This is a genomic window from Campylobacter concisus (genome assembly GCF_003048575.1).
Classification (GTDB): Bacteria; Campylobacterota; Campylobacteria; order Campylobacterales; family Campylobacteraceae; genus Campylobacter_A; species Campylobacter_A concisus_U.
Genome location: NZ_PIRZ01000002.1, coordinates 112301 through 133579, shown reverse-complemented (window position 1 = coordinate 133579; position 21279 = coordinate 112301). Strand labels below are relative to the sequence as shown.

The 21279-nt window shown below is 38.9% G+C and carries 19 protein-coding genes and 2 pseudogenes; 6 read left to right on the top strand and 15 right to left on the bottom strand.

The annotated features are described in order from the left end of the window. Nucleotide 1: 1 nt before the first annotated feature. Complete coding sequence (locus CVS84_RS02840; RefSeq protein ID WP_107691076.1) at nt 2-1027, top strand: hypothetical protein; 1026 nt, start codon at nt 2-4, stop codon at nt 1025-1027. Nucleotides 1028-1107: 80 nt separating this feature from the next. On the opposite strand, the gene CVS84_RS02835 is transcribed toward CVS84_RS02840, so the two are convergent. Both CVS84_RS02835 and CVS84_RS02830 read right to left on the bottom strand, forming a co-directional pair. Then, the gene (locus CVS84_RS02835) at nt 1108-1929 is read right to left on the bottom strand and encodes a YihY family inner membrane protein (RefSeq protein ID WP_107691075.1); all 822 of its coding nucleotides are present in this window, start codon (nt 1927-1929) and stop codon (nt 1108-1110) included. A gap of 3 nt (nt 1930-1932) precedes the next feature. Next, complete coding sequence (locus CVS84_RS02830) at nt 1933-2655, bottom strand: plasminogen-binding N-terminal domain-containing protein (RefSeq protein ID WP_021090557.1); 723 nt, start codon at nt 2653-2655, stop codon at nt 1933-1935. A 113-nt stretch (nt 2656-2768) separates the two neighbouring features. Here CVS84_RS02830 and CVS84_RS02825 point away from each other — a divergent pair, with 113 nt between their 5' ends. The 4 genes and pseudogenes from CVS84_RS02825 to CVS84_RS02810 form a co-directional block, all read left to right on the top strand. Beyond that, the gene (locus CVS84_RS02825) at nt 2769-3938 is read left to right on the top strand and encodes a peptidoglycan DD-metalloendopeptidase family protein (RefSeq protein ID WP_107691074.1); all 1170 of its coding nucleotides are present in this window, start codon (nt 2769-2771) and stop codon (nt 3936-3938) included. A gap of 9 nt (nt 3939-3947) precedes the next feature. Next, complete coding sequence (gene mgtE, locus CVS84_RS02820; protein ID WP_107691073.1) at nt 3948-5315, top strand: magnesium transporter; 1368 nt, start codon at nt 3948-3950, stop codon at nt 5313-5315. After that, nucleotides 5300-5884: an NUDIX domain-containing protein gene (locus tag CVS84_RS02815; RefSeq protein WP_107691072.1), complete on the top strand. Its 585-nt coding sequence runs from the start codon at nt 5300-5302 to the stop codon at nt 5882-5884. Before mgtE ends, CVS84_RS02815 begins: the two co-directional genes overlap by 16 nt. Nucleotides 5885-6062: 178 nt before the next feature. Next, a pseudogene (locus CVS84_RS02810) lies at nt 6063-8168 on the top strand (RNA degradosome polyphosphate kinase); the annotation flags it as partial. Between the two features lie 145 nt (nt 8169-8313). Here the strand turns inward: CVS84_RS02810 and CVS84_RS02805 are convergent. The 11 genes from CVS84_RS02805 to CVS84_RS02755 all read right to left on the bottom strand — a co-directional run bounded on the left by CVS84_RS02805 (nt 8314) and on the right by CVS84_RS02755 (nt 17738). After that, on the bottom strand, nt 8314-10122 hold the full coding sequence (locus tag CVS84_RS02805) for a menaquinone biosynthesis decarboxylase (protein ID WP_107691070.1): 1809 nt from the start codon (nt 10120-10122) through the stop codon (nt 8314-8316). Between the two features lie 326 nt (nt 10123-10448). Then, the gene (locus CVS84_RS02800; protein WP_234411887.1) at nt 10449-10736 is read right to left on the bottom strand and encodes a hypothetical protein; all 288 of its coding nucleotides are present in this window, start codon (nt 10734-10736) and stop codon (nt 10449-10451) included. Between the two features lie 79 nt (nt 10737-10815). Continuing rightward, a complete protein-coding gene (gene hemC, locus CVS84_RS02795; protein ID WP_107691069.1) occupies nt 10816-11745 on the bottom strand; it encodes a hydroxymethylbilane synthase in 930 nt (309 codons plus the stop codon). Between the two features lie 8 nt (nt 11746-11753). Beyond that, nucleotides 11754-12185, bottom strand: coding sequence for an FxsA family protein (locus CVS84_RS02790; RefSeq protein WP_107691068.1), 432 nt, complete (start codon nt 12183-12185; stop codon nt 11754-11756). Then, nucleotides 12182-13882 (bottom strand): proline--tRNA ligase, encoded by a 1701-nt coding sequence (locus CVS84_RS02785; protein ID WP_107691067.1) that lies wholly within the window; start codon nt 13880-13882, stop codon nt 12182-12184. The genes CVS84_RS02790 and CVS84_RS02785 overlap by 4 nt, the downstream gene beginning before the upstream one ends. Further along, on the bottom strand, nt 13872-15155 hold the full coding sequence (hemA, locus tag CVS84_RS02780; RefSeq protein WP_072594950.1) for a glutamyl-tRNA reductase: 1284 nt from the start codon (nt 15153-15155) through the stop codon (nt 13872-13874). Before hemA ends, CVS84_RS02785 begins: the two co-directional genes overlap by 11 nt. After that, the gene (locus tag CVS84_RS02775; protein WP_107691066.1) at nt 15155-16048 is read right to left on the bottom strand and encodes a polyprenyl synthetase family protein; all 894 of its coding nucleotides are present in this window, start codon (nt 16046-16048) and stop codon (nt 15155-15157) included. The genes hemA and CVS84_RS02775 overlap by 1 nt, the downstream gene beginning before the upstream one ends. A 10-nt stretch (nt 16049-16058) precedes the next feature. Continuing rightward, nucleotides 16059-16490, bottom strand: coding sequence for a hypothetical protein (locus tag CVS84_RS02770; RefSeq protein WP_107691065.1), 432 nt, complete (start codon nt 16488-16490; stop codon nt 16059-16061). Then, complete coding sequence (locus CVS84_RS02765; RefSeq protein ID WP_107691064.1) at nt 16483-16737, bottom strand: DUF2018 family protein; 255 nt, start codon at nt 16735-16737, stop codon at nt 16483-16485. Before CVS84_RS02765 ends, CVS84_RS02770 begins: the two co-directional genes overlap by 8 nt. A gap of 48 nt (nt 16738-16785) precedes the next feature. Beyond that, nucleotides 16786-17409 carry an HAD family hydrolase gene (locus tag CVS84_RS02760; RefSeq protein ID WP_107691063.1) on the bottom strand — a complete coding sequence of 208 codons (624 nt, stop codon included), beginning with the start codon at nt 17407-17409 and terminating at the stop codon, nt 16786-16788. Next, nucleotides 17406-17738: a hypothetical protein gene (locus CVS84_RS02755; protein WP_107691062.1), complete on the bottom strand. Its 333-nt coding sequence runs from the start codon at nt 17736-17738 to the stop codon at nt 17406-17408. The genes CVS84_RS02760 and CVS84_RS02755 overlap by 4 nt, the downstream gene beginning before the upstream one ends. Nucleotides 17739-17843: 105 nt before the next feature. On the opposite strand from CVS84_RS02755, the gene CVS84_RS02750 reads away from it, so the two are divergent. Further along, nucleotides 17844-19115 carry an O-acetylhomoserine aminocarboxypropyltransferase/cysteine synthase family protein gene (locus CVS84_RS02750; protein ID WP_107691061.1) on the top strand — a complete coding sequence of 424 codons (1272 nt, stop codon included), beginning with the start codon at nt 17844-17846 and terminating at the stop codon, nt 19113-19115. 242 nt (nt 19116-19357) lie between these two features. Here CVS84_RS02750 and CVS84_RS02740 read toward each other — a convergent pair. Beyond that, nucleotides 19358-20799, bottom strand: a pseudogene (locus CVS84_RS02740) (potassium/proton antiporter). Between the two features lie 20 nt (nt 20800-20819). Next, complete coding sequence (locus CVS84_RS02735) at nt 20820-21257, bottom strand: pyridoxal-5'-phosphate-dependent protein (RefSeq protein WP_107691059.1); 438 nt, start codon at nt 21255-21257, stop codon at nt 20820-20822. Nucleotides 21258-21279: the final 22 nt, after the last annotated feature.

The window sequence follows — 21279 nt, the reverse complement described above, 5'->3', positions numbered from 1 at the left end:
AATGTGGTTTTCTAAAAAGAGCTCTAGCTTTGCAAGCAGAGTTGATAAATTTTGGAGCGAGTTTGGCAAAAATTTAGACGCCATCAAACAAAATTTAGAAGATAAAAATTTTGAAGCAGCAAGCAAAATGACCGAAGAAGCACTAAATTTATGTTTAGTTGATCCAACTTTTATGATAGGCCTTATTGATGGAAAGATCGATCTAGTACTCACTCCAGAAGGACTCAAACATAGGCTTTTATGGCTTAAATTTATAAAGTCGCGCATGCCAAAAGAGTATGAGTCAAAGCTTACTTGCACACTTGGCAAGCCACGTGCACCACGAAACGTCGCTACTATACAAATGTATGGTGTAAGCGTTGATGCAAATGAGGTCATGGTCTATGCAAATTTCAACGACAAAAGCGTAGATATGTGCCTATATAACGAAACTCTAAGCAAGCTTAAAAGCGAAGATGAAAATAAGGCATATACATTATCGCTCATACTTTGTGACAACGTAGTTGGCGAGATGATCATGATAAATATGCTTGGAGAGTTTGAGATAATAGACAAACCAAGAGAAAAAGGCGTGCCACTGATCGACTTTGCCGATCTTATAGATGATAAATTTGGTAAAGAAGCCTCAAATGAGCCGCTTAAGAATTTTATGGTCTACGAGCTAGAGCCTCGCTCAAATGAGCTACGTGACGACGTTTTTACAGGATATACATCTCTTAGCGAGCTACTAAATGAGTACTACGACGGCATAAGCGATACTTATAACGAAGCTTTTGAACTTGGCATAAATTTTTGCTTTTTAGCCCTATCTCACGGCGGCGACATACAGTTTGGCGTTGATAGCAAAAATAAAATTTCAGATGCGCTAAAGGAGAGTAAAATTTGCGAGATCATAGGTGAAGCAAATGGCGAGATGCGATCTTACATAGATCTTATCTGCTTTGACAAAGATGAACTAGATAAGGCTGTGAGCAAATTTAGCAAAGAGCTTGGTACAAAGATAGAAATTTGCGAATTTAAACGCTGATCCACATAAAATTTTACATAAAATAATACACACGCTAGCTGGTAATTTTATAAATATATCCAGCTAGCGAAATATCAAATTTATCTTTTAAATTTTAAGCTATTTGAAAGATAAGCACAAAGTTTTAGCCCATATAAAAAGATGATCCACGATATATAGATCCAGACAAAGAAGAAAAGCACAGCCGAAAACGAGCCGTAGACACTAAGATATGTCTTATTATAAAGGACATAATATACAAAGGCTGATTTGCCAAGATACCAAACAAGCGAGGCTGCAAATGAGCTAAAAAGTGCGCTTTTAAACTTTATCTCGTCATTTACTGAGATGAGATATGTGACACAAAATATCGCCCAGATGATGAGATATGGAAAGATACTTAAAAAATTTATCGAGCTTGTGATCACGTTTGAGTCTAGCATCTCTTGAATGAGGCTTGAGAGATAAAAACTGCCAGCAAGACCAAGTGGCGCAAGCGTGATAAGAGTCCAATACGAGCTAAGCGCCGACCAAAATCCTCTAGCCTTATTTGCACGTGTCACTTTCAAAACTACATACTCGTAGTCGCTAAAAAACATGGCTGATGTAAATATCATTGCTACGAAGCCAACTATGCCTAAATTTCCGCTATTTTGTAAGAAATTTTGCAAATAGTTTGAGATGATCTCTTGATTACTTGGCAAAAGAGCCGAAAATATAAAGTCCTGAATCTTGGCGTAATAATCCTCAAAACTAGGCAGTTTTGTAAAGATAGAAAACGATATAAGAAGTATCGGAATGATCGATAAAATCGTATGAAAACTAAGGCTTGAGGCATAGTGAAAGAGCTCTTTGTCCTTAAGCGTTGGGAGCAAATTTAAAAACTCTTTTAAGCTTTGCTTACTTAAGGACAAACGGCTCATTTATCAGTTATCTTCTTCGAAAAGTTTTTCGTAGTGAGCGTCGTAGTTGTTAATGTGCTCACTATTTAACTTCCAAAACACAGTGTCTATGTCGCTAACTCTTGTATAAAATGGAAGTTGATAGTACTCAACCTCACCACTTTTAAATTCTTTTAGCACTTTAAAGCTTTGGCAATCAGCAAAAACGCTTCTGCCATCCATCGCTACGAAAATTAAACCAGCTGCACTTTGAGCGCACATTTTTCTAAAGTCATCTCTACTTGGATTTGGCTTGTACTCGTAGCTTAGATATGCTCCTATAATATCTGGGTGGATAAATATCATATTTGGAAACGCAGAAGTGATCTCTTCGTAAATTTCTTTATTTGGCACGATGATTAATGAGCGGTTATAAAGATAGTTTAGCACGACCATATCACCATTTGCAGGTGCGATGCCTGGAAGTGGGAGCGCCTTTTGCTCAAGCAGATCAAACACCTCAAATCTAATCTTAGCAAAGCCAGAATTTTTTGAGATAACACTAACTCTTGCGATGATAGAGCTATCAGTATCAAATTTATGAAGCACAACGCCACTTGAGCCGATTAAAATTTCTGGACTATCAACTATCGTCGCTGTGCCATCACTATCGACGCTAATTATAGGAGTTCTATACTCATTTAAAGAAAAATCAGCCCCAAAAGCAAAGCCAAAAACTAGCGATAAAATCACAAATATACGTTTCAAAAATATCTCCTAAGTTTAAATTTTTAGAGCGATTATAGCCTAAAATGCTTTATCTTTTGCAAAATTAAAGCAAGTTTTAGTTAAAATCCCACCAGCTTTTTAAAAGGACATTAATGCCTCGTATTTTTATAATTTTTGCAATATTATCTATAAATTTATACGCTATAAAGCCAAGTGTCGAAGAGCTTAGCTGGCCAAATGGAAGTAACTTCTTAAATTTCTTAGAGACAAACAAAATCCCACTTTCACTTTACTATAACTTAGCAACCGAAGATCAAGAACTAACAGAAGAGATCATCGCTGGCACAAAGTATCAAATTTATAAAGACAATAACGGCAATACCAAACAAGTACTAATCCCTGTTAGTGACGAGCTTCAAATGCATATTTTTAGAGATGATAATGATAAATTTAAGCTCGAATTTCTTCCCATCTCTTATCAAAGCGAGGATAAATTTTTAGCCTTAAAGGTCGATAAATCAGTCTCTGAAGACATTTTTGACTACACTGGCTCTGGTACACTAGCACTTGGCTTTAAAGAAATTTTTAAAGGAAGTGATATTGATTTTAAAAAGATAAACAAAGGCGATACGATTGCTATCGTTTATAATCAAAAAATACGTATGGGCCGCTCTTTTGGCACTCCAGAAATCTATGCTGCGATGATAGAAACGAAAAATAAACGATATGTCATGTATAAATTTGAAGATAAATTTTATGATAAAAATGGCAAGAAGAATGATAAATTTTTATTAGTCCGCCCTCTTGCAAACGCCAGAATCACATCAGCTTTTACCCTAAAAAGATGGCATCCTATTCTCCAAAGATATAGAGCGCACCTTGGTGTTGACTACGGTGCTCCAAAAGGCACACCTATCAAAGCCGCAGGTGATGGCACGGTTAAATTTGTCGGACAAAAAAGCGGATATGGCAGAACCGTCATCATCTCTCATGCTGGTGGCTACGAGACACTTTATGCTCACCTAAATGGCTTTGCTAAAGGCATAAAAGGTGGTCTAAAAGTTAAGCAAGGTACGCTCATAGCCTACGTTGGCACAAGTGGTATGAGTACAGGACCGCACCTGCATTTTGGTCTTTATAGAGATAATAAGCCTATCAATCCAGAAAGTGCAATAAGGGTTGTTAAAAGCCTAGAAGACAAGAAAGAATCAGCTAAATTTAAAGCAGTTGTCAGCAAAAATGACGAGCTAATAAAAAATGCTTTAAGCAATGAAAAAGAGTATCACAAAGTGGAATTTTTTCCTAATGTAATAGAATTTTAAAGGTAAAACTTGAGCCAAGAACTAGAAGAAGCAAAAGAGCTGATAGATCAGCATTTAAATGAAAATTTAGAAGATAATGAACTCTCACCTTATGAGCTAGCCCAACACCTAAAAACACTTAAAAAGCACGATGAGGAGCTCTTTGCTCACTATCTTGAGAAACTAGATCCTGAAATTTTAGGTGATGTTGCTATCGAGTTACCTGATCACATGCTAAAAGATGTGATCGAACAGCTTCCAGCTGAAAAGATCGTAGAAGCTCTTGAAGAGCTAGAGAGTGATGATGCGACTGATTTGCTTCAATACATCGAGGATATTGACGAGGATAAAGCTAGAGAGCTTTTTAACGAGCTTGACAGAGAAAACCAAAATGAAATTTTAAGGCTTAGAAGCTACGAAGAAGATAGAGCCGGTGCTCACATGCAAACAGAGCTTTTCTCGGCTCACCTTGAAGAAAAGCTTGGCAGTGCAGTAGCAAGACTTAGACGTGAAAAACAAGAAGGCAAGCTAGAAAATATCTCACAGCTTTTCATTATAGACAAAGACGGTGTTTTGCAATACGCTATCCCACTTGAGGATCTTATACTATTTGACTTCACAAAAACGCTGAAGCAAAATATAGAAACTACGCAGATCGATCACTACAAGCCACATGTTGCAAATGATATGGATCTTATGCAAAATGTCGCTGATATGTTTCAAGAGTACGATCTAAACGTTATTGCAGTTACAAGTAGCACTGGCATACTACTAGGTCGTATAACATCTGATGATATTCACGACTACATTCAAGAGAGTGCAACTGAGCAAATTTATAACCTAGCCGGCGTTGATGACGAGTCAGAAGAGGACGATACGCTTTTTAAGGCTGGTCGTGGTCGTGCGGTTTGGCTTGGCGTAAATTTACTAACAGCTCTTTTTAGCTCGTCTATAATCGGACTTTTTGACGAGACAATCGCAGCCTACGTCGCTCTTGCTGTTTTAATGCCAATAGTTGCATCAATGGGTGGAAATACCGGCACACAAGCGCTTGCCGTTACGGTTCGCCGTTTAGCGCTTGGTGAGATCGAGTTTAAAGATGCCAAAAATGTCTTAAAACGTGAGGTTAGTATTTCACTCATAAATGGACTAATCTTTGGTGTGGTAATGGGCATAATCGCCTCTGTTTGGTTTGACAAAGGTATGCTTGGTGTTGTTATCGGGCTTAGTATGGTTACGAATTTATTCTTTGCTGGTTTTTTTGGCACGATCATACCTTTGACGCTAAGGCGCTTTAACATAGATCCTGCAGTCGGCTCAGCCGTCATTCTTACTACTTTTACTGATGCGATAGGATTTTTTAGCTTTTTAGGACTTGCAAAATGGATACTGCTATAACAAATTTAGAAATTTTACCTCTGGGTGAGTCAAAATATCTAAAGCCATTTAAGATGAAATTTATGCAAAATGGTGTCCAAAGAGACTGGGACTGCGTAAAAGTGATGAATAGCGTTAGTATTTTTTTATATCACGAGCAAAAAGATGCCTTTTTGTTTGTAAAGCAGTTTCGTCCTGCTGTTTGGTACTCGCAAGAGAAAGAAGGCATCAAAACAAATGAACAAGGCTTTACTTACGAACTTTGCGCAGGGCTTATGGATAAAGGGCTTAGCGAAGAGCAAACAGCCAGAGAAGAAGCGATCGAAGAAGTGGGCTATGAGCTAAAAGAGATAGAGCGTATCACAATGACATACGGTGCTTTTGGCTTTGGAGGCAATATGCAAACGATGTTTTACGCTAAAATCGATGAGAGCATGAAGGTAAATTCTGGCGGTGGCGTCGATGGCGAAGATATCGAGCTTGTTTTCATAAAGCGAGAAGATATGATGAAATTTGCCTTTGACGAGAGTAAAGTCAAGGGTTTTGGGCTCATCTTTGCTTATTTGTGGTGGGAGAAATTTAAAAGCTAAAACGATATCTTTTTAATAAGTGCAAAAACAACGACTGCCACTAAAAAGATACCAACCAATATCACATAATCAGACATAACAAGCCTTTAAATTTAAGTTTTGGCTTATTGTAACCAAAAATTTAAATAAAGTAAGAACTTTATAACCGCACATATCATAAAATAACTCAAAAACACACAAGGAGAAGATGATGAGCGAAAATGAAACTCTTTTTATAAACCGAGAATTAAGCTGGCTACGCTTTAATTCAAGGGTACTCGCTCAGTGTGAAAAGGAAATTCCTTTACTTGAAAAGCTAAAATTTATAGCCATTTATATGACAAATCTAGACGAGTTTTATATGATCAGAGTTGCTGGCTTAAAGCAGCTTTTCGCAGCTGGAGCTACTACAAGCAGTGGCGATGGCATGAGCCCACTTGATCAGCTAAGAGAGATTAGAAAATATCTACAAAACGAGCAAAATTTAGTAGAAGATCACTATAAAAAAACAGTAAATGCTCTTAGCAAAGAGGGGCTTTTTATAAAAAATTATGACGAGCTTGATGATAGTTTGAAACAAAAGTGTGACGAATACTTTTTCTCAAATATCTTGCCAGTCATCGTTCCTATCGCTGTCGATGCGACTCACCCGTTTCCGCACTTAAACAACCTTAGCTTCTCTCTTGCCGTTAAGCTTGCTGATATCGAGCATCCAGAAATTTTAAAATACGGCATGATAAGAATTTCAAGAGTCTTGCCACGTTTTACACAGCCAAGTAGCAATGTTTTTGTGCCGATTGAAACGATCGTACATCGCCACGCAGAAGAAATTTTCCCAGGATATAAGCTACTTAGCTCGGCTGCTTTTAGAGTGACAAGAAACGCTGATATCGTCATCGAAGAAGAAGAAGCGGATGATTTTATGATGATACTTGAGCAAGGACTAAAGCTTCGCAGAAAAGGGGCTTTTGTTCGTATGCAAATCGATAAAAACGTAGACGCTGATATCTTGGAATTCTTAAATTTTCATATGAAAATTTTTCATAAAGATGTCTATTTTCCAAGCATTCCGCTCACTCTTAGCTCGCTTTGGGAGATAGCTGGAAGCAAAAATTTTACCCACCTAGCAAATGCACCTTACGTTCCAAAAACGCTACCACCATTTGGCAATGGTATATCTGTATTTGACGCCATAGATAAAGAAGACGTGCTCTTAGTGCATCCATTTGAGAGCTTTGATCCAGTTGTAAGCTTTATCAAAGAAGCTAGCAAAGATCCAAAAGTTATATCCATTAGAATGACACTTTATAGAGTCGATAAAAGTTCACCAATAATTCAAAGTCTAATAGACGCCGCAAGTGACGGCAAGCAAGTAACTGTAATGGTTGAGTTAAAAGCAAGGTTTGACGAGGAAAATAACTTGCACTGGGCAAAGGCGCTTGAAGACGCTGGAGCGCACGTGATATATGGCATCACAGGTTTTAAGGTGCACGCAAAAGTTAGCCAGGTCATCCGCCAAATCGGCGATAAGCTTAAATTTTATATGCACTTTGGTACAGGCAACTACAACGGCAGTTCGGCAAAAATTTACACCGACGTGAGCCTATTTACGAGCAAAGAAGAATTTAGCCAGGATACGACTTCGTTTTTTCACATCCTCTCAGGATATAATAAAAATCGCCGTCTAAACGCTCTTAGCATGTCGCCTTTTCAGATAAAAGAGCGTATCATCGAAAAGATAAGAGTGGAAGCAAGCAAAGGCAGCGAGGGTAGGATCATTGCCAAAATGAATGCGCTAATCGACGAAGATGTGATAAATGAGCTTAGCCGCGCATCAAACGCAGGTGTGAAGATCGACCTTATAGTTCGTGGTGTGTGCGGACTAAGGCCTGGCATAAAAGGCAAAAGTGAAAATATAAAAGTTCGCTCAATAATCGGCAAATACTTAGAGCACGCTAGAATTTTATATTTTAAACATGCTCAGCCAAAAATTTATATTTCAAGTGCTGACTGGATGCCAAGAAATCTAGAACGTCGCTTAGAGCTTATGACGCCTATTTTTGAGCCAAGACTTCAAGAGAGACTACTTGAAATTTTAGAGCTTCAGCTAAGCGATAATGACCTAGCTTTTGAGCTACAAAATAGCGGTGAATACGTAAAAGTAGCAAGAAGTGAAAACGAAAAAGTAATATCTTGCCACGAAGTTTTGGAAAATTATATATCTAAAATTTATAAATCTGTAAAAAAAGATACAGATAAAGCAAAAGCCGATATGCTCGCAAGCAAACTCTTAAAAGAGAGCTAAAAATAAATTAAGCTTTTAGACCTAGTCTAAAAGCTATTTTTTAATCAGCATAAAAAACACTAGCATTTGATTAAGCAAGTCTTATTAAAAATTTCAAATCCGTAGCAAAAAGCAAAATTTATAAATTTACTTGAGCTCCTCAAAGCTAGCCAAATATTTCAAATTTTTTAAATAACTCTGGCTCATCTTTTACTATGCCGCGCTTAACTAGATCAGCAACCACTTCGCGGTCACAATCCGTTTGTAATGGCCAACCTCTCGTATATCCCTCACGCTCATCTTTACTAGTGGCATCTACGCAGAAATTTTCACCATCTATGAAAATATCGCGCAAAGCATCGATATTATTTGTCACACGCCAAAGTAGCATATATGGGTTTTCAAGGTGATTTTGTATATCTACAACGATGAGGAGTTTGAAAAATTCTCTAAATGTCAAAAGTTTGTCAAAAAGCTCTTTTACCACACAATCTTTTTCAAATTTCACCACACAAATAGGCGTTTTGGTATCCGTTTTAAACTGCTTAAGCTCTTTTACATTTGGCGTAACGCTTTGAAATTTAGCCAAAAGCTCGCTGTCACTTAAAACCACAGGGCTAAATTTACAAAAGTCTTGTGTCGCATCTACGCCGAGTTTGCCACCAAAACACGAATTTGGACTAGCATGATCAAGCTGATCGCACACGCCTTGGCTTATTAGCACACTCTGGCTACCAAAACGACTTAGGACAAAGCTAGTAAATTCATCATAATCTTTAAGCTCAGGCGCATCGGCTCCAACAAAAATAGCATGTTTTACAAAGCTCATCTGCCCAACGCCCCAAAATGCGTGCATGGCCTGCTTTGCATGAGCTGGATAGAGCGTATTTATCTTGGCTAAGATTAGGTTGTGAAAGACGCCATTTTCAGGCATATTGTAGTCTATTAGCTCTGGCACAGTCGTTCGTAAAAGCGGCAAAAAGACTCGCTCAGTCGCCCAGCCCATATATTTATCCTCAAGTGGCGGCTTTCCAACCACAGTCGCGTGAAATACCGGCTCACGCTTGCTAGTTATCGCCGTTACATCCATCACCGGAAAAGGCTCGACAGGCGTATAAAAGCCAGTATGATCGCCAAATGGGCCTTCAAGCTCACACTTAGCCGTATCCACAAAGCCCTCTATTACGTAGTCTACATCGTGCGGGACGTAAATTTCATTAGTGAGCGACTTTACAAGCCTTGCTGGCTCTTTGCGGATAAAACCATAAAGCAAAAGTTCAAAAATTCCCTTTGGAAGCGGCGCTTGCCCACACCAAATATAAAGCGGATCACCGCCAATGGCTACAGAGACTGGCATTTTTTTGCCTGCACGCTTGTACTCGTGAAAGAAATTTGCACCGTCTTTGTGTATCTGCCAGTGCATGCCGAGACGGTTTTTATCATAAATTTGCAGTCTATACATGCCTAAATTTTGCAGCGCGCCATCTAGGCTTCGCGTATAGACCTGCCCCATCGTGATAAAAGCACCTCCGTCATGCGGCCACGTCTTTAGCGCAGGCAGGCTCAAAAGATCGGCCTGCTCGCCTAAAAATTTAACCTGCTGGCACTCGCCCTCGCCCTTTAGCCTCTTGGTAAATATCTTTCTCATACTAAAAAGATATGATAAAAAGTCAAGCTTTTCTTTGAAATTTTCAGGTTTTTTGGGCTTTAAAAGCTTTTCTATCTCGGCTGCGATCTCATTAGGATTTAGCCCAAAGATAAGCTCAAGTGCGCGTTTTGAACCATAGATATTTGTAAGTACTGGGGCAAATTTACGCCCAGTTTTTTTGCAGACTGGGTTTGCAAAAAGTAGCGCTTGCGAGCCCTCACGCTTGACCTCGATATAGCTTGCATGTGCAATCTCAAGATCAATATCTGTTGGCTCATCGATAACACGAAGTAGATTATTTTCTTTTAAAAGCCTGATGTAGTCCATATTTTGCCTTTTTGATTTTTGGGCGATTGTAGCCAAAAATAGCTGAAAAAGGCGAAGCAAAGCGGGTATTTATTATTTGCCGCACGTACCGATAGCTATCAGAGTATCGATCGCTGTTTCGGGCGCATTCTTTGCGATATTGCCTCGCCGTTTAAATAGACGCAAGTACTAAATTTATACTCCATTGTCATAATGTCCGCAAACTAGCGCTCAACGCACAGCCACACATGGCCGGCATACTTACATCTTTTCCAAAGTGATTCATTACAATTTTTTTAAACGCTAGATAGCATCGTGGTTTTGAAAACGGTAGTAAATTTTATTAATTACTCCGACATATTACATTTTAGTAGCTCGCCAAATATCTCTTTGCTATATTTCATAAAGCGATCACTAAGCTTAACACCCTCTATATCAACGCTAATAACGCTATCTTGCACCTCAAAAATGATAGTTTTATCAGTGATAGTTACGCATTTGCAAGCGTTGTAGCAAACTTCGCCATTGCACTCTGCGTATAGGCCGTTTATGTCGGCGTTTTCGTCGTCATCTTTTTTAAGTTTGATCGGTCTTTGAAAGATTATGTAGTTTATAGCCCTATTTACCCTCTGCAAGACCGATCATATAGTAGTTGTCTTTGTATTTTTAGTGGCGGTTAGGGCTTTTGCTTTAAAATTTAGCAAAAACTTTGCTCTACGCCATCTCCTCGGCGCGTTTTAGCAGCTCTCTAGCTCCTTTTTCTATAAATTTATGAGCTAGCTCCTTGCCGACACTTTGAAATTTGTCTTTGCTGACCTTTAAGCTATCTTTTATAAACTCGCTTCCATCAGGCAGACCAACGATCGCATCGATAGAAATTTCATCACCTTTTAGCCTTGCACTTATGCCAATTGGTACCTGGCAGCCGCCTTCTAAAACGCTTACAAAATCACGCTCTATGGTCGTTTCTATAACCGCATTTTCGTCGTTTAAAAAAGAGATCTCATCTAAAATTTTCTTCTCATCTCTAGCCTCTACCCCAAGAGCACCCTGCCCCATTGCAGGTATCATCTCGTCAAAACCAAATGTGTAGATATGTGCCACTTCAGCCTTGATATTTAAGCGATTTATGCCAGCCATCGCCAAAATGATTGCGTCAAATTCGCCCTCTTTTAGCTTTCTAAGCCTAGTTTGCACATTTCCACGAAGCGAAATGATCTCAAGATCAGGCCTCATGATAAGTAGCTGCATCTTGCGACGTAAGCTAGTTGTACCAACTTTTGCGCCGTGCGGTAGGTCGCTAAATTTAGCAAATTTTTCACTTATCATAGCATCTCTGGTGTCCTCACGTGAGCAGATGGCTGCTAGCTTTAGTCCTTCTGGAAATACGACAGGCACGTCTTTTAAACTATGCACTGCAATGTCAGTCTCGCCTTTTAGCATACTATCTTCAAGCTCTTTTGTAAAAAGCCCCTTACCTCCGATCTTTGCAAGTGGCGTGTCAAGGATCACGTCGCCCTTTGTCTTCATACCAATAAGCTCAACTTTTATATCATTATGTTTTGATTCTATTCTAGCTTTGATATGTTCGCTTTGCCAAAGTGCTAAGATGCTCTTTCTAGTTGCTATTTTTATCTCTTTCATCATCTCTCCTAATTTACTCTTTTTGGCTCTTCTACAACCTCAACGTCGATAATCTCGCCCTCATCTTTTTTAGTGCCTTGCTCGCTAAAATTTTGAAATTTAAACTCCTGATAGCTCTCGTTTTTTGCCACATTTTTCTTAAATATCAAAGAAAAAATAACTACGGCTATGCCAAAAATATCTGTTAAAATTCCCGGCAGAAATAAAAGCATTCCGCCAAAGCTAAGCCCTAACTGGCTGAATAAATTTCTGCCAAGAAAGCTCTTAAACGCCACTTGAGGCGAATTTAAGCTAGAAAATCCAGCATTAAAAAGAAGTGCAATACCTACAAATCCAGAGACTAGCACCTCGAGAAAATAGTTTAAAAAGCCAAATTTATCAACAAAAAGATAGATAAATATCGCTTCTATCAAAAAAAACAAAAATGCAAAAAATCTCATAAGCTTTCTTTTATCTTTCTAAAGGCGTCGTTTGCGCCTATGGCCTCTTTGCTTAGCCCATCTCTTGTGATAAACTCGACCTTGCCATTTGCAAATTCTTTACCCACAAGCAGCGCATAAGGGAAGCCGATGAGTTCAAAATCATTCATCTTAACGCCAAATCTCTCGTTTCTATCATCGATGATGACGCTAACGCCAGCTTTTTTAAGGCTCTCGTAAAGCTCGAACGCAAATTTCACACCCTCTTCGTCTTTTAAATTTGAAATGATGATCTCGACGTCAAACGGTGCGCACTCTTTTTTCCAGATGCAGCCCTTCTCGTCGTGGCTAGCCTCTATCATTACGGCTATTAGTCTACTGATACCAATACCGTAGCAGCCCATCAAAAATGGCTTTGCCTTGCCATTTTCATCAAGATATGTAGCGTTCATCGCAGCTGAATATTTATCACCTAGCTGAAAGATATGACCGACCTCGATACCCTTGCTAAGCTTTAAATTTCCACCACACTCTGGACATTTATCGCCCTCTTTTACCTTTACAAGATCTTTAAATCTCTCTTCGTTAAATCCGCTAACACTAACGCCAACAAAGTGGTAATCCTTTTCGTTGGCACCACATATCATATTATTTGCGCCTTTTAGCTCGTTGTCTATAAAAAATTTCACATCTTTTAGCCCAACTGGCCCGCAAAATCCAGCCACAAGCCCAGCTTTTATAATCTCTTCTTCACTAGCATCGACAAGTTCGAGCGCCTTGCAAGCATTTTGCGCCTTTGTCTCTTGAAGCTCGTCATCGCCCCTTACGAAAAAGACCACGACCTCTTCCTTGTCCTCGTAGATAGCCTTTTTCATAACAGCTTTTATGCAGTAAAACTCGCTAATTTTGAAAAATTCCGCCACGTCTTTTATGGTTTTTGCATTTGGCGTTAGAAATTTAGCTGCGTCCGCCTCTGGAGCCTCAGTCTCACTAACTCTTGGCTTGCGTCTTGCAGCCTCGACGTTTGCAGCGTATCTGCAAGCCTCGCAGCAAAGTATATCGTCCTCGCCATTACTTGCAAGCACCATAAATTCTTTACTGCCGCTACCACCGATAGCTCCACTATCAGCCTCAACAGCTCTAAAATTTAGCCCTAGGCGGGTAAAAATTTTACTATAAGTTGCCTCCATAAGGTCAAACTCACGCTTTAGATCCTCTTTGCTTGAGTGAAAGCTATAAGCATCTTTCATCGTGAATTCTCGTCCTCTTAGCAATCCAAAGCGTGGTCTTGCTTCGTCACGGAATTTAGTATTTATCTGGTATAAATTTAGCGGTAACTGCTTGTAGCTAGTCACCTTACCACGTACCAAAGCAACGGCTGCCTCTTCGTTTGTAGGGCTTATAACAAAGTCATTCTCTTTTCTATCTTTAAAGCGCAAAAGCTCCTTGCCAAAGACATTGTAACGTCCACTTTGCTTCCAAAGCTCGCCTGAAGTGACCACGCTAAAGCTAACCTCTAGCGCACCAGCCTCATCCATCTCCTCTCGCGCGATACGAGAAATTTTCTCATGCATGATCTTTCCAAGCGGTAGATAGTTATAAAGTCCTGAGCCTATCTGCTCGACAAATCCACCTCTTATTAAAAATTTATGACTTGGCAAAGATGCGTCTTTTGGTGCTTCTTTGGTCGTTGGTGCATAAAATTTACTAAATCTCATCTATATCTCCCACTTGAAAATTTTGCTCTTCTTTTATATCAAATAAAAATCTAACTCCATTTGAGAGCTCGCTAGATCTCTCCTCGTCCGCAAGGCTTTTTAGCTTCATCGTTGGCTGGTGCAAAAATGCTTTAAAAACTTGATGAATGAGCTTTTGTGCCTCCTCATAATCACTATGCTTTAAATATCCTTTTTTTATCGCTTTTTCTAGCTCGTTTTTAGCGCAAATTTCAGCTTGTTTGCGGATCGATTTTATGAGTGGCACACTCATATCTTCTTTTAAAATTTTTAAAAATTCGCTTGTGCCTTGACCTACAATCGAATAAGCTTTTTGTGCTTGCTCCTCTCTTAGGGCTAAATTTTTCCTTACTATCTCCTCTAAACTATCGACCGTATAGACACTAATAAATTCTGTATTTATAAGATCAATGTCCCTTGGTACGGCAATATCAAAAAAGTATCTGTGAAATTCTCTTGGTTCGATTATGGCGTTTGTGATGATAGCGTGCGGGGCCGCGGTGCTTGAAAATATCAGATCGTAATTATTTACATACTCTTTTAATTTTAAAATGCTATCCCAGCTAGCGTTGTCCCCTAGACTATCAACTAGCTGCTCAACACGCTCGGAGCTTCTGTTTATGATGATGACTTCTGCACCACTTGAGATTAGGTGTTTTGCTGCTAGCTCGCCCATCTCGCCAGCTCCTACGACGATAGCAGTTTTTCCTTCAAGCGTGCCAAAAATTTCTTTTGCTTTTGCCACAGCCACGCTTGAAACTGAGATTGGATTTTTAGAGATTTGGGTTTCGTTTCTGACTTTAGCAGCACATTTGCATGCATAATGGATAATCTTACTAATCTGTTCGCCACAAGCTGAGCTATCATAGGCAAATTTAAAGGCATTTTTTAGCTGTCCTACGATCTGTGTTTCGCCAACAACTAGGCTATCAAGCGAGCTTGCCACGGCAAAGAGGTGGTGCACGGCTCCGCTATCTTCATAAATATCAGCCCTTTCATAAAGCTCATCTTCAAAAACACCTGAAAATACAGACATGCACCTAAATGCATGCGTCGTTGCACTTTCTAAATCACTAACGCTTGCAATTATCTCGACGCGGTTGCATGTATTTAAAACCATACATTCGTTTATACTTTTGTTTGATCTTAGTAGTTTTAAAATTTGCTCTTTTTTCTCATCACTATCAAATGCAAGCTTTTCTCTAACTGAAATATCAGTATTTTTATATGTAAAACTTATATCTAAATAGTGCATCAAAATTCCCTATCTATCATGCTTTTTATGATCCCTTCAAGCTCGGCGTTTTTATACTCTTTTATCGCTTCTATCGCTTCAGTCCCAAGCCTTTTTGCCTCGCTTATAGCTTTGCTAACCGAGCTAGTTTTATCAAAATTTTCTTTTAGCCATGAAATTTCGCCCGCGTTTAGCTTCTTTGACCAAAGCGATCTAAGCTTTGTCTTACCAGCTTCGTCTAAGCTCTTATAAAGATATATGTAAGGGAGTGTCGTTTTGCCCTCGACAAAGTCGTTAAGCGCTGGTTTGCCAAGCGTTTTTTCATCTTGAGTTATGTCTAATATATCATCAACGATCTGAAATGCAAGACCTAAATTTTTGCCATAAAGTCCAAATTTCTCGCTATCTTTGCCAGCTAGCTTTGCCCCGCAAATAGCCGTGGCTTCTATCAAAACAGCTGTTTTATAGTAGATCATTTTTAAATATTCTTGCTCGTTTTCATTAAAATTTTCAGCCATTTTTACATCCATCATCTCGCCGATGCTTAGCTTGCTGACCGCGTCTGAGATGATAGCTGCGATGCTTGGATCAAATTTTGTAAGCTCAAAATAAGCCTTTGAGTAGAGGATGTCGCCTAGCATGACTGAGTTTTTACTGCCAAAAAGTACGTTTATACTTGGCTTGCCACGCCTTATATTTGCCTCATCTATGACGTCGTCATGAAGTAAGCTTGCAAGGTGGATAAGTTCGATGATAGCGCAAAGTTTAAGAGAAATTTCGCTCTCGCCCGCGATTTTTAAAAGAAGTTTTGAGCGAAGCTTTTTGCCTGAGCTTATCTTTAAAAACATCTCAAACGCCTCTTTGTAGCCAAGCTCGCTTATAAATTTACCCATTATTTCATCGATTTTATCCATTTTTATCCTTCTATTTAGCCTCGTCTGGATCTCTAAAACCCACATCCACACGCTTGCTCTCATCTAGCAGAGCCACCCTAAAATGCGCCTTTTTATCCTTAAAATCAATAAACGATATGTAAAGGCTCACGCTCTCATTTGGCGGCATCGTAAAATCAGACAAAACTCGCTGCATGTAGGTGTTTTGTCCTTGTCTTAGTGAAAAGACCATCTGCCTTGGATAGCGCCTAAAAAAGCTTTGCACGGTGATATTTGTACTATCAAATAGCATCCAGCGAAAGTCAAACGTTTCAACCCTTTGAGTTCGCTTTTCAGTTATAAAGACCCGCGCCCACTCACCTTTTTTAAGCTCAAATGTATGCACTGAGCTTGGATCAAAATTTGGCTCTTTTGCAAAGACAAGAGCGGTTAGCAAAGCAATGAGCACAAAAATTCTACTCATTTTGGCTTAAAATTTCTCCGCTAAGCTCGATATATAGGTCATTTACTCCGTTATAAATTTTATCTTGCTCTGAGACTATAAAATTTCTGATCTCATCCTCATCAATGCCATACTTTTCGCAAAGCTCGCTCATAGCCACAAATTTCTCAAAAATTTTATCTATCTCATTTTTAACCAAAACGGCATTTGCGTTAAACAAAATGTCATAAAATTTATCCCTAGCACTGCCCTCAAATATATCTATCATCGCTGTTTCTTTGAAAATTTCTTAAGATTATAGCCAATTAAAACTAAGTTAAAAATTTAATATTATCTCCCAAGCCTCGCTAACATTTTTAGCGTTATAGGTCGCAGTTTTACTCTCCTCACCAAATCCCCAACTAACTTGTACATAAGGCATATTTGCATTTTTAGCTGCTAGCTCGTCTTTTAGGCTATCTCCAATAAAGATCGCTTTGCTAGCTCCAGTTTTACTAACAGCTAGATGAAGCATCGCAGGATCAGGCTTTTGCGGTATCTCTTTGCTAGCGCCGATAACCTCGTCAAATAGCTCATAAATTTCATTTTTCTTTAAAATTTTCTCTAACGTATCATGTGGCGCGTTGCTTGCCAAAACAACCTTGTAATGAGCCTCTTTGCACTTTTGCAAAAGCTCTTTTACGCCCTCATATGTAGTCGCGCACTCATCGTAAAATTTCTTAAATTTCTCTTCAAAACCCTCTTTTAAGCTCCTGCTTGGCGTGTCGATGCCGTAAAATTCAAGGGCCAAATTTCTACCTGGCTCATTGATCACTTTTATGATAAATTCCTTATCAAGTGGCGCTAAATTTAGCTCACCCCTTACTTCATTTACCGTTTTATATATCGCCTCGCCGCTATCGATCACCGTGCCGTCCATATCAAAAATAACTACTTTCAATTCTCATCCTTAAATTTATTTTTATGCTTTTCTTTTTTATATGTCTTTTGATTTTTTAGCTTATCAAGTAGATTTGCCGCCTTTAAAAGCTCCTCTTTTGAGGCGTTTTTGATAAGTAAATTTATAAAATTTTCTAGCGCCTTTGAGTATGGCTGATCAAGATATACAGCCTCTACTTTTTCCATAATCTTTGCATTTTTCTCGACTCTTTGACGAAATTCACTCTCGTCAAAGTCATCTCTTTTTAGACCATTTATCGCTGATTTTGCAAATTTTTCTAGCGCACGAAGATATTTTACACGTTTAAATTTGTCCGTGACTTGGTTCAAATTTTTCCTTTTTTTGGCAAATTATATCAAAATTTGATTTTATCCCCTAAATTTTGGCTTTGCTAATGTATAATTTACGCCAAAATTACCTTAAAAGGAGCAAAAATGAGGCAAGAAACCGCTGCGATCCACGTAGGCTACGACACAAACGAGGGCTTTGGCACGATGGCTGTGCCTATTTTTCAAAGCACAGCTTACGACTTTGGAAGTGCCGAGACCGCGGCTGCTAGGTTTGATCTAAAAGATGGCGGCCACATCTACACAAGACTTGGCAATCCAACGACAGATATCTTTGAAAAAAGGGTTGCCGCACTTGAAGGCGGAGCCGCTGCGATAGCGACTGCAAGCGGTCAGTCAGCTTTGTTTTACAGCATCATAAATTTAGCCCAAGCAGGTGATAATATCATCATCGCTAAGAAAATTTATGGCGGCACGACGGTGCTTTTTACACACACGCTAAAAAGATTTGGCATAGAGGCTAGAGTCTTTGACAGCGACACTGCTGATGATCTGGAGGCTTTGATAGATGAAAAAACTAGGGCTATATTTTTTGAAACGCTTTCAAATCCGCAAATTTCTATCCCAAATATCGAGAAAATCGTAGAAATCGCAAACAAATATGGCATCATCAGCATAACCGACAACACCGTGCCAACGCCTATCATCTTTCAGCCGCTTCGCCACGGCGTCGACGTTTGCGTGCATAGCGCTAGCAAATATATGAGCGGTCAGGGTCTTAGCCTAGCAGGTGTAGTCGTAAGCGCAAATCACCTAAACGAAAAGCTAAAAGGCAACAAGAGATATGAGCATTTTAATGTGCCAGACGCGAGCTATCACGACATCGTCTATGCTGATATGACGGATCGTTTTGATATCTATACGCTAAGAATGAGGCTTGCTATCGTGCGCGATATCGGTGCTGTGATCTCTCCGTTTAACTCTTGGCAGCTTATACAAGGGCTTGAAACGCTTGCTGTTAGAGTTGAAAGACACTCGCAAAACGCGCTAAAAGTGGCTAAATTTCTAAACTCTCACAAGCATATAAAAAGTGTGGCATACCCAGGGCTTGCCGATAACGTAGATCACGCAAAAGCGCAAAAATACTTTAAAGATGGCATGGCAAATGGGCTATTTTGCTTTGAGACTGATAGCTTCGAGCGTGCAAAAAAGATGCTAGAGCGCGTAAAACTCTTTAAGATCGTAGTAAATATCGGCGATACAAAGTCGCTCATCACACACCCAGCATCAACGACTCATCAGCAGCTAAGCAGTGAAGAGCTTATAAAAGCTGGTATCACAAAAGAGCTAATAAGAGTTAGCATAGGGCTTGAAAACGCTGAGGATCTAATAGCCGATCTGGCTCAAGCCTTAGAATAATCAAATTTCTAGCTCATTTTGGGCTAGAAATTTAACTTACGTTATAGACAGCATGCAATTATGCTAACACACTGCATGTGTTTATGTCAGAAAAATTTTAAAAATTTATGAGCGAGCATATCACGGCTCTAAATTTAGTGCTAAACGAAGTGTAGCCTAAATTTAGTAGTCTGCTAAGGCGAGTGAGTAAAGTTTTAAAATTTACAAAGAGAAATAAAATGTGGCAATTTTTATCAAAAATTTTAATAGGTCAAATACTTAATCGTATCTTGATAAAGCACTTGATTTTCGCATTGTATCAGTAACAGATCATTTTCTTCAAAGATTGTTGAGCCAGTTGGCTTTTGATACTCGTTTTTACGCTTTATTAGGATTATTAAAAACTCAGTTGGAAGCTCAAGCTGAGCCAAATCTTTGCCAATTAGTTTTGAGCCATAGTGAATGGTATGCTGACGAAGTGTGTAGCTTAGGATCGGGGAGTTTTATACTGCCTTAACATCCTCTTGCTCACTCTCTTTGACCTTAAATTTATCAGCCGCAAAGCCAAGTGACATACCCTGTATCAAAATCGAAATCAAAACCATAAAAAATATAATGTTAAAAATCATATCCGCATCACGTACGCCATCTACATAAACATAGGTAGCTAGCACAACTGGCACAACGCCTCTTAGCCCAACCCAGGAGATAAAAATTTGCTCATTTATCTTAAATTTTGAAAATGCAAGCGATGCAAAAACACCAAGTGGCCTTGCAAAAAACATAAGCCATAAGGCCAAAACAAGCGCCATTAGTGCCGTTGCTGGAAGCTCGGAGGGATTTACCAAAAGACCAAGTGTTAAAAAGACAACTATTTGCATCGTCCAAGCGATACCATCGTGAAAACCGACTAAATTTTTCTTATGAGAAAACTCTTTTTTGTTTATAAAAATTCCAGCAATATAAACAGCCAGGTAGCCGTTGCCGCCAACCTTAAAGCAAAGTGTGTATAAAAGCAATATCCAAGCGATAGAAAAAACTGGATAAAGGCCCCAGCTTTTTAGACGAAGTCTATTAAAAATAGCTGGTAAAGTGACGCCAAACAAATAACCCATGGCAATACCTATACCAAACTGCTTAACAAGCGTAATAGCCCACTCAGATGCTGTCGGTGTGCTATTTAGCGAGATCATTTGAATGATGGTCATAGTTAAAAATATCGCCATTGGATCGTTTGAGCCAGATTCTAGCTCAAGAAGCGGTGCAATTCTATTTTTAAGTGAAATTTTCTTAGCTCTTAGTATGGCAAATACTGCTGCTGCATCTGTCGAAGAGATGATAGAACCTAGCAAAAATGCCTCCGCCCAGGTAAAATCAAGAAGATATTTTGCTACTGGAGCGATAGCTAGTGCGGTTAAAAAACACCAAGTGTAGCAAGAGCCAAACCTCTACCAAAAATCGGCTTTATCGCTGCAAAATCAGTATCTAGCCCACCAGCATAAAGTACAAATATGAGTGCCAACATGCCGACATTTTGAGCGATCACTTGATCATCAAAATTTACACCAAGCAGCCCATCTGAGCCAGCTAGCATGCCAACGCCTAAAAATATTATTAAAGATGGAATTCCAAATTTATCAGAGATCTTGCTAAGAAGAATACTGGTTATAAGCAAAACTGCAAAAAATAGTAGTAAATTCTCCAATCCGACTCCACAAAATTATATTAAATCATGCTTTCAAAAGCTTCAAATTTTTCTTGATTTGAAAGCATTTCAAGCAATACACCGTAATTGTCTTTTATCTCATCTTGAAGCTTAGTAGTAAGCTCTTTAGCGTTTCTTCCGTCTTTTGGATAGCTTACTATCAAATCAATTGGCTCAGCGTTTAAAAACTCCTGAATACCCGATAATAGTTCACTAGCTCCTCTTTCATTTGTTCCATGAAGTACAACCACATAATGCTCATTTTCTCTTACAACAACATCAGTTTGTCTTAAAAATTTTTCAAATAGTTCACTATACTCTTTGGTGCTTGGCAAAGAAAAATATATCAAAGATAAATTTTTTGCATAATCTTTTACATTTTTATAGCGTTTGATCAAAGCTATCTCAAGATCTATTATTGATAAAATATCAACTGGTGAGAAAATTTTTGCTGCCATTTTTAACCTTTTATCCTATTTT